The sequence below is a fragment of the Marinilactibacillus piezotolerans genome, from assembly GCF_900169305.1.
In the GTDB taxonomy this organism is placed as follows: Bacteria; Bacillota; Bacilli; order Lactobacillales; family Carnobacteriaceae_A; genus Marinilactibacillus; species Marinilactibacillus piezotolerans_A.
Genome location: NZ_FWDP01000003.1, coordinates 170,213 through 183,103, shown reverse-complemented (window position 1 = coordinate 183,103; position 12,891 = coordinate 170,213). Strand labels below are relative to the sequence as shown.

Below are 12,891 nucleotides of genomic sequence, written 5' to 3'. Positions count from 1 at the left end.
TTAGGAAATAGAAGGTTGGAGGATGCAAATGGCACAGATTATTGCCGTCGCGAACCAAAAAGGTGGTGTTGGTAAAACGACGACCACTGTCAATTTGGGCGCATCTCTTGCTTATGCAGGAAAAAAAATACTATTGATCGATATGGATGCGCAAGGGAATGCTACCAGCGGATTAGGTATTCGAAAAGGAGAAGTAGATAAAGATATCTACGATGTACTGATCAATGAAGTCCCGCTCGAAGAAGTAGTTTTATCGACTAGTCGAGAGAATCTGTTTATCGTACCTGCCACTATTCAGTTAGCTGGTGCGGAAGTAGAATTGACCAGCCTGATGGCAAGAGAAACAAGATTAAAGTCAGCGATTGAAACTATCGGCAACCAATACGATTATGTACTGATCGATTGCCCGCCGTCTCTAGGACACTTAACAATCAATGCTTTTACAGCCAGTGACTCTGTACTGATTCCTGTACAGTGCGAGTATTATGCACTTGAAGGACTGAGTCAGCTGTTAAACACAGTTCGTTTAGTACAGAAACATTTCAATAAAGAATTGAAAGTGGAAGGTGTACTGCTGACCATGCTGGATGCTAGAACGAATTTAGGCTTCGAAGTGGTAAATGAAGTGAAAAAATACTTCCGCGAAAAAGTCTATACAACAATCATTCCAAGAAACATTCGCTTGTCAGAAGCACCAAGTTACGGACTATCGATTATTGACTATGATCTTCGTTCAAAAGGCGCAGAAGTTTACCAGGAGTTAGCGAAGGAAGTGATGATGAATGGTCAATAAGAAAAAAGGATTAGGACGCGGAATTGATGCATTGTTTGATGTGCCTGATTTCGAAAAAGAAGTGAATCGCGATGATGAACGCGTCGAACTGATTGCTTTGGACGAAATCCGTCCCAACCCTTATCAGCCAAGAAGACATTTTGACGAAGCTGCTTTAAACGAACTAGCTAATTCAATCCGTGTTTCCGGTGTTCTTCAGCCGATCATTTTACGTAAGTCTTCTGTCAAAGGCTATGAGATTATTGCAGGAGAGCGCCGATTCAGAGCCTCTAAACTGGCTGAAAAATCAGCCGTTCCAGCAATTGTCCGCGAATTGGATGAAGAAGTAATGATGCAAGTCGCGATACTTGAGAACCTTCAAAGGGAAGATTTAACCTCTCTTGAAGAAGCTGAAGCGTACAATATGATGATGGAAAAATTGTCGATGACACAAGAAAAAGTGGCAGAAAAGTTAGGTAAAAGCCGTTCGTATATCGCCAATCATCTGAGATTATTGACGCTGCCGAATGAAGTGAAGGATTTACTGCAGGAAAATCAGCTGTCGAATGGTCAAGCTCGTACGCTGCTCGGGTTGAAAGATAAGAAAAAATTAACAAAACTGGCTCGACGTACCGTTAAAGAAGGGTTGACAGTCAGACAGCTTGAACAGCTAGTTGCAGAAGCGAATCATAAGCCGAAATCGGAACCAAAAGCAAAACCTGAAGCTGAGAAATCGATTTATATCCGCCGCTCGGAAGAACTGCTGACAGATAAATTCGGTACTAGTGTGATGATTAGAGAAAAAGGAAATAAAGGGAAAATCGAGATTGAATATGTATCTCAAGATGACTTGAATCGTATTTTAGAAGATCTTGATATTGATTTTGATTGATGTAGGAGGCAAGAGTTATGGAAAAATCTTACGAACTGCATGATATCGTGGAAATGAAAAAGCAGCATCCTTGCGGAACGAACAGCTGGGAAATTATTCGCATGGGTGCGGATATTCGAATCAAATGCCAGGGATGCGGTCAGCTCATACTCATGCCCCGCAGAGAATTTGAACGGAAAATGAAAAAAGTACTGCATAAAGCAGCAGACAAAGATTAAACTAGGAAGACCATTATAAGGAAGTAAAGAAAGGTGAATACCAAGCATGCCTTTAACAGCAGGGATCGTCGGATTACCAAACGTAGGGAAATCGACGCTATTTAATGCCATTACTAAAGCAGGCGCAGAAGCAGCCAATTATCCATTTGCAACCATTGATCCTAATGTAGGAATCGTTGAAGTACCAGACCGTCGTCTAGACAGACTGGCTGAATTAGTCAGCCCGGACAAGGTCGTTCCAACAACTTTTGAGTTTACAGATATCGCCGGAATCGTTAAAGGAGCCAGCAAAGGCGAAGGGCTAGGAAACAAATTCTTAGCAAACATTCGTGAAGTAGATGCTATTTGTCACGTCGTACGCTGTTTCGAAGATGAAAACATCACTCACGTTGCCGGTGCAGTCAGCCCATCAGACGATATCGAAACAATCAATATGGAATTAGCGCTTGCGGACTTAGACTCAGTAGACAAGCGTTATGAAAAAGTTAGAAAACAGGCAAAATCAAAAGATAAAGAAGCCGTAGAAATGCTGGCTGTTTTAGACAAAGTCAAACCAGTTTTAGAAGAAGGGAAACCAGTTAGAACAATCGAGTTTACACCTGAAGAACTGCCGATCGTCAAGTCGCTGTTCTTATTGACCAGCAAACCTGTCTTGTACGTTGCGAATGTAGCGGAAGAAGACGTTGCTGATCCAGAAGGCAATCCGCATTTAGAAACGGTTAGAAGCATTGCGGCAGAAGAAGGTGCAGAAGTCGTTACTATCTCAGCGGCTATTGAAGAAGAAATCGCTGAACTAGACGATGAAGAAAAAGCTATGTTCTTAGAAGATCTTGGTGTAGAAGAGCCGGGACTGGATAAGTTGATTCGTACATCATATGACTTGCTTGGACTAGCGACATTCTTTACAGCCGGACCGAAAGAAGTACGTGCCTGGACATTCCGTAAAGGCATGAAAGCACCGCAGACAGCTGGGGTTATCCACAGTGATTTCGAACGCGGGTTTATTCGAGCTGAAACGATCGCTTATGCTGACTACGATCAGCTGGGCAGTGAAAAAGCCGCACGCGAAGCCGGAAAACTGCGTGCTGAAGGAAAAGAATATGTTGTCCAAGATGGAGATGTCATTTTATTCCGATTTAACGTATAAAGCTTTAATAAAGAAAGGAGGCTATACGGATGTTTAATAAGAAAAACAAAGAAGCTATCGATCAGCCGGACAAAGCGGCTGAATTAGAAACGAAAAAAGAAGAGAACGCTCAGCTGTTTGATCAGCTGACAAACAAAAACAGTGAATACATGATGAAGTTGAATAGAAGTTTGGATGACCGCCGAGTTTCTGAAGAACGGAAAACCGTTATCTTCAATGACATGCTGAAGACGATTGTCGAACAGCAGGGGCAGCATATGACAGCACGTCGAATTTATGGAACTGTCACAGAGCAGGCGGACTATCTGACTGAAAACAAAACATCCAGCGAGCAGACAGCGGTTGTACAGTCTGAACCGTGGAAACTCTATCTGGATGGAGCTTTGATTTTAGGCGGAATGATGACTGGGATTACAGGTATCGGTCAATTATTTGGCACTGAATCTACTATGAGACTATTCATGGTCATTTTAGGATTCTTACTGGGTGGATTTGCATTCATGATCATATCCAAATACGCTCCAGTTCCAGGGCAAAAAGGCGGGTTCCTCAAGTATATTTTGGCCACGACTGGTGCTTTAATTGGATTCATTTTCTTCATGACACTAGGTGGAATTATTCCAGATGCTATAAATCCCGTTATTCCAAATCCAATATTGTTAGTGATTGCTGTTGCAGCATTTGCGGCCAGATGGTACTTGAAACGTCGCTTAAATATTCAAGGTACTATCTTTTAATTAAACAGTTAAAACACCTTTAGAGAAGAGAATTCTCTAAAGGCGTTTTTTTAGGAAACAAATAAAAGAGCGACAAACTTAAACGTACGTTGTTTATCGAATAATAAATAAAAGTTCGTTTTTAAAACGTTATCAATAACCGTTTATTAGAAAGTCCTTACAAGTCTTTCTCCAGTGTTGACCTGTTTGTTTATGGGTGGTAACTTAATGAATAAAAATTACGACGGAAACATAATAAATCATTAAATGGAGGAGAAATAATGGGAAACTGGGAAACGAAATTCAGTAAAAAAGGGTTCACATTCGATGATGTCTTGTTACTGCCGGCTGAAAGTCATGTCTTGCCGAATAATGTGGATCTTAAAGTAGAACTTTCTGAGTCAGTGAAGTTGAATCTGCCGATCTTAAGTGCCAGCATGGATACTGTTACAGCAGCTGATATGGCGATTGCTATGGCGCGTCAGGGCGGCTTAGGTGTAATTCATAAAAATATGACGATAGACCAGCAAGCAGGAGAAGTACGTAAAGTGAAACGTTCGGAATCTGGTGTCATTATTGATCCTTTCTTCTTAACGCCCGAACATATCGTAGCTGAAGCGGAGCAACTAATGTCAACATACCGAATCAGTGGTGTTCCCATTGTGGAAACGATGGAGAATAGAAAATTCGTGGGTATTCTGACGAACCGAGATATGCGGTTTATCACGGATATGGATGAAAAAATACAAAACGTCATGACCAAAGAAAACTTAGTGACTGCTCCAGAAGGAACGTCTTTAGAAGAAGCAGAACATCTACTAAAAGAACATAAAATCGAAAAACTGCCTTTAGTTAACGATGCAGGACGATTAAGCGGGTTAATTACCATTAAGGATATTGAAAAGATCACACAGTTTCCGAATGCAGCGAAAGACAAACATGGCCGTTTGCTGGCAGGTGCAGCTGTCGGAATTACCAAAGATACATTTGAACGTGCACAGGCACTGATTGATGCCGGTGTCGATTTAATTGTTGTAGATACGGCTCACGGGCACAGTGCAGGTGTGCTGAGAGAAATGAAGAAAATCCGTGATGAATTCCCTGATGTTACTTTAGTAGCAGGAAACGTAGCGACGGCGGAAGGAACACGTGCGCTGTTTGAAGCTGGAGCTGATGTCGTTAAAGTGGGGATTGGCCCGGGTTCGATCTGTACGACTCGCGTAGTGGCTGGTGTAGGAGTACCGCAAATCACAGCAATCTATGATGCAGCATCTGTTGCCAGAGAATACGGTAAACCGATTATTGCCGATGGCGGGATCAAGTACTCTGGAGATATTGCTAAAGCACTAGCAGCTGGCGGACATGCCGTAATGCTGGGCAGTATGCTGGCAGGGACAGATGAGTCTCCAGGTGAATTCGAGATTTATCAAGGCCGCCGCTTTAAAACGTATCGTGGAATGGGCAGCCTGGGTGCAATGCAAAAAGGATCCAGCGATCGCTACTTCCAGGACAATAAAACAGAAGCTAACAAGCTGGTACCAGAAGGTATTGAAGGACGGGTAGCTTATAAAGGAAGCGTTCAAGATATTATCTTCCAGTTGACTGGCGGATTACGGTCAGGAATGGGCTATGTTGGAGCAGCTGACTTGAAAGCTTTAAGAGAAGAAGCTCAGTTCATTCAAATGTCTGGTGCAGGTTTACGCGAATCGCATCCGCATGATGTTCATATTACAAAAGAAGCCCCTAACTACTCTGTTTAACAGAAACTCAATCAAAAAGGTGCCGAGAGTGTTTCTCGGTGCTTTTTTTGTTTAAAAAGTATCTTTCAAGGTAACGATTTGGTATGCTTAAATTCATACATAGAAAAGATTGGGGATATAAAATGAGCTTATTAAATGGGTATCCGCTACGAAAAATATTGAAAAGAGAAATCTTTCTGCTGATCCTTTGTTCGCCGCTGGTTCTGGAAGTGGCTATGGGAGTTGTCTTTGCCATAATGATCATCATCATGAATGCAGATGAGCTGGTAGGGTTGACGGATCAGCAAGTGGAAATGGCGGTGCTAAATCCGGCTCTTCAAAATGGATTGATTGCAGGTGCAGTCTTGGGCACTCTTCTGATGTTTCTCGTTATTAAGTGGCGGAAGATTCCGCTGATCAACCGCAAGCAGCTGACGAGAGAAGAGTGGAAAGTTATTCCGGGTCTAAACAAACAAGACTGGATGTTTTTAGCCTGGTATATTCCTTTATCATTTGCCTTACTGACCGGAGGGGAAATACTGCTAGCTGAACTGTTTGAAAATTCTGAAGCAGCGAACCAAATTGCTATAGAAGAAATGGTTGGAATCATTCCTGTTTGGGGAATGTTTCTTACAGTTGTGATCGCGGCCCCGATTACGGAAGAGTGGCTTTTCCGCGGGCTAGTCATGTTTCGTCGTGACACATTGGAGGCATCATGGTTGTCGGTTATAATAAGTGCCTTACTATTTGGTCTATTGCATGGACCGAATAATATTCCGTCTGCTTTTTCTTATATGGGAATGGGATTCATTTTTGCCTATGCGGCAAAACGTACCCAAACCGTTGAAGCAGCGATTGTTTATCATATGTTGAACAATTTACTCGGGTTTATCTTGCTCTATCAATAAAAAAACTGTTTCATCTCCTGATTGTTTACAGGAAGATGAAACAGTTTTTTTATTGGATTCCTTCCAATTCGTGTAAGGCTTTTTTCATCGGAAGGCCTCCTCTGAACCCTCTCGGGGCACCGGTTTTAGGCACGACGCGGTGGCAGGGATAGACAATCTGCAATGGGTTTTTCCCTATAGCAGTGCCGACAGCTCGAGCGTGCCCAGGCGTTTTGTTCAGAGCGGCGGAAACTTCACCATACGTAATGGTCTCACCATAAGGAATCGTCAGAAGCGTTTTCCAAACATCCATTTGAAATGGTGTACCGATCAATTCAACCGGGAAGGTAAAAGATTGGCGTTTTTGAGATAAATATTCTTCGAACTGCCGGACGTAAAGGGACATTAGTGCATCATCTCTGACCAGTTCTGTCTCCATCTTCAAATGATCCAACCAGTCTGTGAGTTCTTCAAACCGTTTTGGGGAAGACCCTACATAAAGAAGCCCTTTGTCAGAAGCAGCTATATAAAAAGACCATTCTCCATAGCAGACCTCAGAATAATAAATCGTCTTCATCCTTTTACCCTCCTCTAAATTACCTGTTTAAATGGAGTGCGCAATCAACGCATCTTTGATTTCCTGCATCACTTTAATACGATCTTCTTCCCGTTCTAAGTCAACCGAATCAATGTCGATCACCAAAGTCGGGCTCTTATCATATTCATTGAACCAGTCATCATAACGGCTGTGCAATTTAGTATAGTAATCTAGTAAACCAGGGTTTCCTTCGACTTGTTCGAAAGGCCGCCCTCTTTTTTTGATTCTATCCAGATGAGTTTCCAGAGATCCTCTTAAATAAATCAATAAATCCGGTGCTTTCTTAGGAATCTCCGTCAACTCTTCCATCATATTATCCAGCAAGTCAGTGTAAAGCGTCATCTCAGCCTCACTCATATTGCCTTCTTCATAATTGATACGTGTAAACAAAGCATCCTCATAAATAGAACGATCCAACACATTGTGGCGATGAATCAAAGCATCCTTAATACTTCTGAAGCGTGTATTCAAAAAGAATATCTGTAACGAAAAAGCCCATCTTTTAGGGTCTGCATAAAATTTTTCCAGGATCGGATTTTCTACGACCTGTTCATAAAAAGCCTCACTTTGAAACTCTTCTGAAATAAACGTCGTATACGTACTTTTACCTGCTCCGATCATACCAGCTAATACAATCACTGACATTATATCTCCTTCCATTCAACTAAAGCATTCTCTCTTCTATCATACCACAATCAGCAAAACAAAAATTTAGTATGAGAAAAATTCTGTCAATGTTTAATGAATCAGCTGAGGAAGTTAGGGAGAAAATATAAATGTATTTGATTATAAAATTAATTTTCAACAAATAAAACAAGTATAATGCCAAGGAAAACACGAGATTGAAAAACAGATATCGAACAATAGAAGACAAATCAGATAAAAAACTATTATAAGTAATACTAATAAACAAAAACTAGTGAACCAGCTTCCATTACTGTAGGCTCAGGTATAACAGATCCAGTATCAGAATAGCCATCTAGATCCAGAATTAGGTAAGTATATTCCTATAGTACCTTAATTAAATGCGATTGCAGAAGATTTTATCGTATTCTCCGGAAGCACAGCGGACTTACCTTCTAGCCTTCCAGAAGGTGCAGTATTAAATACAAAATGCGGAAATCACACTTTTAAGCGGAGCAGTTGAAGAAGATGGATCACTTAATATTACGGTCGAAGGGTTAACAGCTGGATAACAGTTCGCAGTGAAAATCATTGCAACGTTCGGAGAACGGAGTGTCGCTAGTCAAACAGCTGTTGCAACAGTGTGTTTTGGTAACCTTCAGCTTACCGGTCGAGAAACGATCTTTACTATCAAATAAGTTTGAATCATAGATTGAAGTGTGCTGCGATTTCATCTGATTCATCTACAGGAACCGTTTCAACTAATATTCCTTGAGTGAGCAATCGTTTAATCCCGTCTACATTGCAGGTAATCAGCGTAACCAGCGATTGATCCGTATCTTCAATCACAGAAACTTCTGTGGGTTCAATGATTTTGTGTTGCTTGATTTCATAAACGTAAAACTGTTTTCCATCTGTCAGGTAAACGTTCATGCCGATTTCTGCTCGATGCAGAGGTGCGAATAAAAGAGAGGGGTCTGTCATATTATGACTGGCTAAAGCATAATTTCCTTCTCCCATTTTCTGACCAGGCTTCATTGTACCGGCACCAGTCAGCAAATGCTCGTTGGATAACCCTTTAAGCACAGGCAAGTTGAGCCCGACTTCGGGAACGGCGATTCTGCCAATAACCGGTAATTCTTGACTTGAAAACTGTATTTTAAGGACATCTTCGACAGAAACTTCTTCAACAGAAGAAAAATCATAGTTTCCATCGTGCGACTGATTCTCTTGAAAATCTGCAGCATCTACAGTCAGCGTCTCCTTGCTTTGTTGTTCAATCATATAGTTTTGTAAAGGTTCAATGGCTAAAAAACCAACTCCTAGTAAAAATAAAATGGCCGCCAAGTAAGTCGTTATTCTGCGTTTTTTCTTTTCAGGCATTTACCCCATCCTTTTTAGCATGACATTGTTCATTTATAGGTCTAGTATACAGGACATTGAAGAAATAAGGGAAGCAACTAACAGGGATTCTGCAACAAAATTATAACGATTTTGCTTTTCTGCTGATTGCAGTGCAATATAGTTGTTTCGGCGTTTCTAGTAGCAGTATAGTAAAAGTAACGACTAAGGATAAAGGAGAAGTCATCATGACAAAACAGCAAGACTTTTCTTCAAAAGACTATTTAAATAAAATAGACGCTTGGTGGAGAGCGGCGAATTATTTATCTGTTGGACAACTGTACCTAAAAGACAATCCATTATTAAAAAGACCATTAGCAGCAAAAGATGTAAAAGTGAATCCGATTGGTCACTGGGGAACCATTCCGGGACAGAACTTTGCCTACGCACATTTAATCAGAGTGTTAAATAAATACGATTTGAATTTGTTCTTTATTGAAGGTCCGGGACATGGCGGACAAGTCATGGTTTCTAATGCTTATCTGGATGGAACGTATTCAGAAATCTATCCAGAAGTTTCTCAAGATGAAAAAGGGATGCAGAAGCTGTTCAAACAGTTTTCTTTCCCAGGGGGAATCGGATCTCATGCGGCACCTGAGACACCAGGCTCCATCCATGAAGGAGGAGAACTCGGATATGCACTTTCTCATGCGACCGGTGCTGTTTTAGACAATCCGGAAGTGATTGCAGCGGTTACGATTGGAGACGGAGAAGCCGAAACAGGAGCCTTAGCTACATCATGGTTTTCGAATGTGTTTATCAATCCGAAGAATGATGGAGCGGTCTTGCCGATTTTATGTCTGAATGGCTATAAGATTGCTAATCCGACCATTCTTTCCAGAAAATCAGATGAAGAATTAACGCAGTACTTTGAGGGCTTAGGTTGGGATCCCATCTTTGTAAAAGGCGACGATCCTGAAAAGATGCATCCATTGATGGCGGAAAAATTAGACGAAGCGGTCGAAAAAATCCAAGCCATCCAGCAGTCAGCAAGAATGGATAACGGAAAAGTTATAGCTATGCCGAAGTGGCCGGTTGTCATTCAGAGAACACCAAAAGGTTGGACTGGACCTGAGTATTGGGATGAAAAGCCGATTGAAGATTCTTTCCGTTCGCATCAGATTCCAATTCCTGTCAGTCAAAATCATATGGAACATATCGATGCACTGGTTGAATGGATGCAGTCCTACAAACCTGAAGAATTGTTCGATGGCAATGGAGCTTTAAAAGAAGAAATCAAGTCGATTGCACCCAAAGGCCAGAAAAGAATGTCTGCGAATCCAATCACTAACGGAGGAATTGATCCTAAACCGCTAAATGTGCTGAACTGGAAGGAATATGCAGTAGAAATTCAAACACCGGGTGGAGAGAAAAAGCAGGATATGACTGAATTCGGTAAATACAGCCGAGATATCGTGAAAGAAAATCCGGAACATTTCCGTATTTTCAGTGTAGATGAACTAAACTCAAATCGTTTGAATGCTGTTTTAGATGCAACCGATCGCCAGTGGCTGGAACCGACACGTGAGTCCTATGATGCTGAAATGGCTGCAGCCGGCAGAGTCATTGATTCACAGCTATCTGAAAATCAGGCAGAAGGCTGGCTGGAAGGCTATACACTGACAGGAAGACATGGATTCTTCGTCAGTTACGAAGGCTTTTTACGCATAGTCGACTCTATGCTGACCCAGCATTTTAAATGGATTCGAAAGGCCGATGAACTGGAATGGAGACATTCTTATCCTTCGCTGAATGTAATAGCTTCTTCGTCAGTATATCAGCAGGATCATAATGGCTACACTCATCAGGACCCTGGAATCGTGACACATCTGGCAGAGAAGAAACCGGAGTATATCCGTGCGTATTATCCAGCCGATGCTAATACGCTGATGGCGGTGATGTCAAAAGTACTCAGCTCCAGACAGCGCATCAATTTGGTGGTTTCAAGCAAACATCCGCGTCCGCAATTCTACTCTGCCGAAGAAGCCGAAGAATTGGCTGAAAATGGATTGAAAAAAGTTGAATGGGCCAGTACGGATCATGGACAAGAACCGGATATTGTTATCGCTGCCGCAGGTACTGAGCCGAATTTAGAAGCACTGGCGGCTGTTAGTATCCTAAAAGAGCAGTTCCCGGAAATGAAAATCCGCTTTATCAATATCGTAGACTTATTTAGACTGAGACATCCAATGATTGATGAACATGGACTGACAGACAGTGAGTTCGACAGCTTCTTTACTAAGGACAAACCGATTCTCTTTGCATATCACAGTTACGAAGGTCTGATCAGAGATATCTTCTTTGACCGCCCGATCCATCCGATTTCTATTCATGGATATCGAGAAAATGGAGATGTAACCACACCATTTGATATGCGGGTATTAAATGAATTAGACCGTTTCAGTCTGGCAAAAGATGCAGCACGAATGGTCTATGGCTTTGAAGCGGATCACTTTGAAGCAAAAATGGATGAGTTGATTGCCAAGCACCATGCTTATATCCGAGAGCATGGTGAAGATATGCCTGAGGTAACAGAATGGAAATGGCAAGATCTAACTTAACCAGCAAACCAAGCGGTATATTTGAATGTTTTTAACCATTTTCATTAAAATGTAACTAATAGCCAAGAAAGCACTTTTATAAGGAGGAAAGTAAGAATGAAACAACGAGAAGTAGCAACAGGAATGCCGTTAAATAGTATGAAGCTGAAACTGAAACCATTAAAAGATCAAGTTATGGTCATCACAGGCGCGACAAGCGGAATTGGTCTGACGACCGCGCGCATGGCAGCAGATAAAGGAGCTAAGCTAGTCTTAGCAGCTAGAAATGAAGAAGCGCTTAGTATTTTAGAAAAAGAAATGGCCGTTCGCGGGACAGAAGCAGTCTATGTTGTCGCAGATGTCTCAAAAGAAGAAGATATCGATAAAATTGCTCAAAAAGCAATCGACACATTCGGAAGATTCGATACGTGGCTGAATAATGCCGCTGTGACCATTTACGGATATTCAGCAGAAATTCCAGTTAAAGACATGCGCCGTTTATTTGATGTCAACTTTTGGGGGATTGTATACGGAACTCGTCGTGCAATCGCTCATTACAAAGAGCGCAATGAGCCGGGGTCCGTCATCAATATGGGCAGTGTTGTAGGAAACAGAGCGTTCCCGGTTCAGTCCATCTATACTGCCAGCAAGCATGCAATCAGAGGGTTTACGGATGCAATTCGAATGGAATTAGAAAAAGAGAAAGCGCCAGTAGTCATTTCTCAAATTCATCCTGCTAGAGTAGATACGCCGTATACCGATCACGCAACAAGTTATATCAATAAAAAGCCTACCCATAAAGGGGTAATCTATCCGCCGGAAAGTGTTGCAGAAGCCATTTTGAATGTAGCAGAACATCCAAAACGCGATATGTACGTTGGGTCTCAATCCAAGTTCTTTTCTATCGTAGGAATGATTTACCCTCGTATAACGGACTATATGATGGAAATCAACACCTATCAGACGAATTACGATGAAAATCGTGACGCGCCGGCACCGGAAGCTGGAAACCTTTATGAGCCTAAAGAAGACTTGTATGAACGAGGCACAAACATCGGCTGGCATAGACCAAAAAGTCTCTGGGTCAAAGTCAGAACAAACCCCGGCGTGACAGCAGCTGCCGTAACTGCGGGTGTGGCTTTAGTTGCATTGGCAGGATTAGAGATGAGTATGGGCTCTAAGACTAAAAAAGCTATCATGGCGAAAAAGAAATTAGAGATGAAGAAACTGATGAAAATGGCAAAACATCTAGAAAAGAAAAAACTTTCAGGAATGAAAAAACTTTTATAAGAAGCGGAAAAGCAGGTTGAGAAGCCTGCTTTTTTGTATAAAATAGAATTGGTTGAGTACTAAAGAG

At 41.7% G+C, this 12,891-nt stretch carries 12 protein-coding genes; 9 read left to right on the top strand and 3 right to left on the bottom strand.

From position 1 onward, the window contains the following. Positions 1–28 precede the first annotated feature (28 nt). The 7 genes from B6F02_RS02715 to B6F02_RS02685 all read left to right on the top strand — a co-directional run bounded on the left by B6F02_RS02715 (position 29) and on the right by B6F02_RS02685 (position 6,392). A complete protein-coding gene (locus B6F02_RS02715; RefSeq protein ID WP_080145872.1) occupies positions 29–793 on the top strand; it encodes a ParA family protein in 765 nt (254 codons plus the stop codon). Beyond that, entirely contained in the window at positions 783–1,664 is an 882-nt protein-coding gene (locus B6F02_RS02710) for a ParB/RepB/Spo0J family partition protein (protein WP_080145871.1), read from the top strand. Before B6F02_RS02715 ends, B6F02_RS02710 begins: the two co-directional genes overlap by 11 nt. A gap of 17 nt (positions 1,665–1,681) precedes the next feature. Further along, entirely contained in the window at positions 1,682–1,882 is a 201-nt protein-coding gene (locus tag B6F02_RS02705) for a DUF951 domain-containing protein (protein ID WP_080145870.1), read from the top strand. A 46-nt stretch (positions 1,883–1,928) separates the two neighbouring features. Then, positions 1,929–3,029: a redox-regulated ATPase YchF gene (gene ychF, locus B6F02_RS02700; RefSeq protein ID WP_080145869.1), complete on the top strand. Its 1,101-nt coding sequence runs from the start codon at positions 1,929–1,931 to the stop codon at positions 3,027–3,029. A 29-nt stretch (positions 3,030–3,058) separates the two neighbouring features. Further along, positions 3,059–3,766 (top strand): DUF1129 domain-containing protein, encoded by a 708-nt coding sequence (locus tag B6F02_RS02695; protein ID WP_080145868.1) that lies wholly within the window; start codon positions 3,059–3,061, stop codon positions 3,764–3,766. Positions 3,767–4,026: 260 nt separating this feature from the next. Continuing rightward, positions 4,027–5,505 (top strand): IMP dehydrogenase, encoded by a 1,479-nt coding sequence (gene guaB / locus B6F02_RS02690; protein ID WP_080145867.1) that lies wholly within the window; start codon positions 4,027–4,029, stop codon positions 5,503–5,505. Between the two features lie 122 nt (positions 5,506–5,627). Continuing rightward, positions 5,628–6,392 (top strand): CPBP family intramembrane glutamic endopeptidase, encoded by a 765-nt coding sequence (locus B6F02_RS02685; RefSeq protein ID WP_179128509.1) that lies wholly within the window; start codon positions 5,628–5,630, stop codon positions 6,390–6,392. Between the two features lie 49 nt (positions 6,393–6,441). On the opposite strand, the gene B6F02_RS02680 is transcribed toward B6F02_RS02685, so the two are convergent. The 3 genes from B6F02_RS02680 to B6F02_RS02670 all read right to left on the bottom strand — a co-directional run bounded on the left by B6F02_RS02680 (position 6,442) and on the right by B6F02_RS02670 (position 8,976). Beyond that, complete coding sequence (locus B6F02_RS02680; protein ID WP_080145865.1) at positions 6,442–6,948, bottom strand: methylated-DNA--[protein]-cysteine S-methyltransferase; 507 nt, start codon at positions 6,946–6,948, stop codon at positions 6,442–6,444. Between the two features lie 27 nt (positions 6,949–6,975). After that, entirely contained in the window at positions 6,976–7,614 is a 639-nt protein-coding gene (locus tag B6F02_RS02675; RefSeq protein ID WP_372924827.1) for a deoxynucleoside kinase, read from the bottom strand. A 684-nt stretch (positions 7,615–8,298) separates the two neighbouring features. Next, positions 8,299–8,976: a class A sortase gene (locus B6F02_RS02670; protein ID WP_080145863.1), complete on the bottom strand. Its 678-nt coding sequence runs from the start codon at positions 8,974–8,976 to the stop codon at positions 8,299–8,301. Between the two features lie 206 nt (positions 8,977–9,182). On the opposite strand from B6F02_RS02670, the gene B6F02_RS02665 reads away from it, so the two are divergent. Beyond that, entirely contained in the window at positions 9,183–11,555 is a 2,373-nt protein-coding gene (locus tag B6F02_RS02665; RefSeq protein WP_080145862.1) for a phosphoketolase family protein, read from the top strand. A gap of 96 nt (positions 11,556–11,651) precedes the next feature. Then, positions 11,652–12,824 (top strand): SDR family oxidoreductase, encoded by a 1,173-nt coding sequence (locus B6F02_RS02660; protein ID WP_143745195.1) that lies wholly within the window; start codon positions 11,652–11,654, stop codon positions 12,822–12,824. Positions 12,825–12,891 lie beyond the last annotated feature (67 nt).

What these genes read in the sequence shown, in the direction of transcription:
- B6F02_RS02665 (WP_080145862.1), top strand. Translation starts at nt 9,183, where the DNA reads ATGACAAAACAGCAAGACTTTTCTTCAAAAGACTATTTAAATAAAATA.
- B6F02_RS02675 (WP_372924827.1), bottom strand. Translation starts at nt 7,614, where the DNA reads ATGTCAGTGATTGTATTAGCTGGTATGATCGGAGCAGGTAAAAGTACG.
- B6F02_RS02715 (WP_080145872.1), top strand. Translation starts at nt 29, where the DNA reads ATGGCACAGATTATTGCCGTCGCGAACCAAAAAGGTGGTGTTGGTAAA.
- B6F02_RS02710 (WP_080145871.1), top strand. Translation starts at nt 783, where the DNA reads ATGGTCAATAAGAAAAAAGGATTAGGACGCGGAATTGATGCATTGTTT.
- ychF (WP_080145869.1), top strand. Translation starts at nt 1,929, where the DNA reads ATGCCTTTAACAGCAGGGATCGTCGGATTACCAAACGTAGGGAAATCG.
- B6F02_RS02660 (WP_143745195.1), top strand. Translation starts at nt 11,652, where the DNA reads ATGAAACAACGAGAAGTAGCAACAGGAATGCCGTTAAATAGTATGAAG.
- B6F02_RS02685 (WP_179128509.1), top strand. Translation starts at nt 5,628, where the DNA reads ATGAGCTTATTAAATGGGTATCCGCTACGAAAAATATTGAAAAGAGAA.
- guaB (WP_080145867.1), top strand. Translation starts at nt 4,027, where the DNA reads ATGGGAAACTGGGAAACGAAATTCAGTAAAAAAGGGTTCACATTCGAT.
- B6F02_RS02695 (WP_080145868.1), top strand. Translation starts at nt 3,059, where the DNA reads ATGTTTAATAAGAAAAACAAAGAAGCTATCGATCAGCCGGACAAAGCG.
- B6F02_RS02705 (WP_080145870.1), top strand. Translation starts at nt 1,682, where the DNA reads ATGGAAAAATCTTACGAACTGCATGATATCGTGGAAATGAAAAAGCAG.
- B6F02_RS02670 (WP_080145863.1), bottom strand. Translation starts at nt 8,976, where the DNA reads ATGCCTGAAAAGAAAAAACGCAGAATAACGACTTACTTGGCGGCCATT.
- B6F02_RS02680 (WP_080145865.1), bottom strand. Translation starts at nt 6,948, where the DNA reads ATGAAGACGATTTATTATTCTGAGGTCTGCTATGGAGAATGGTCTTTT.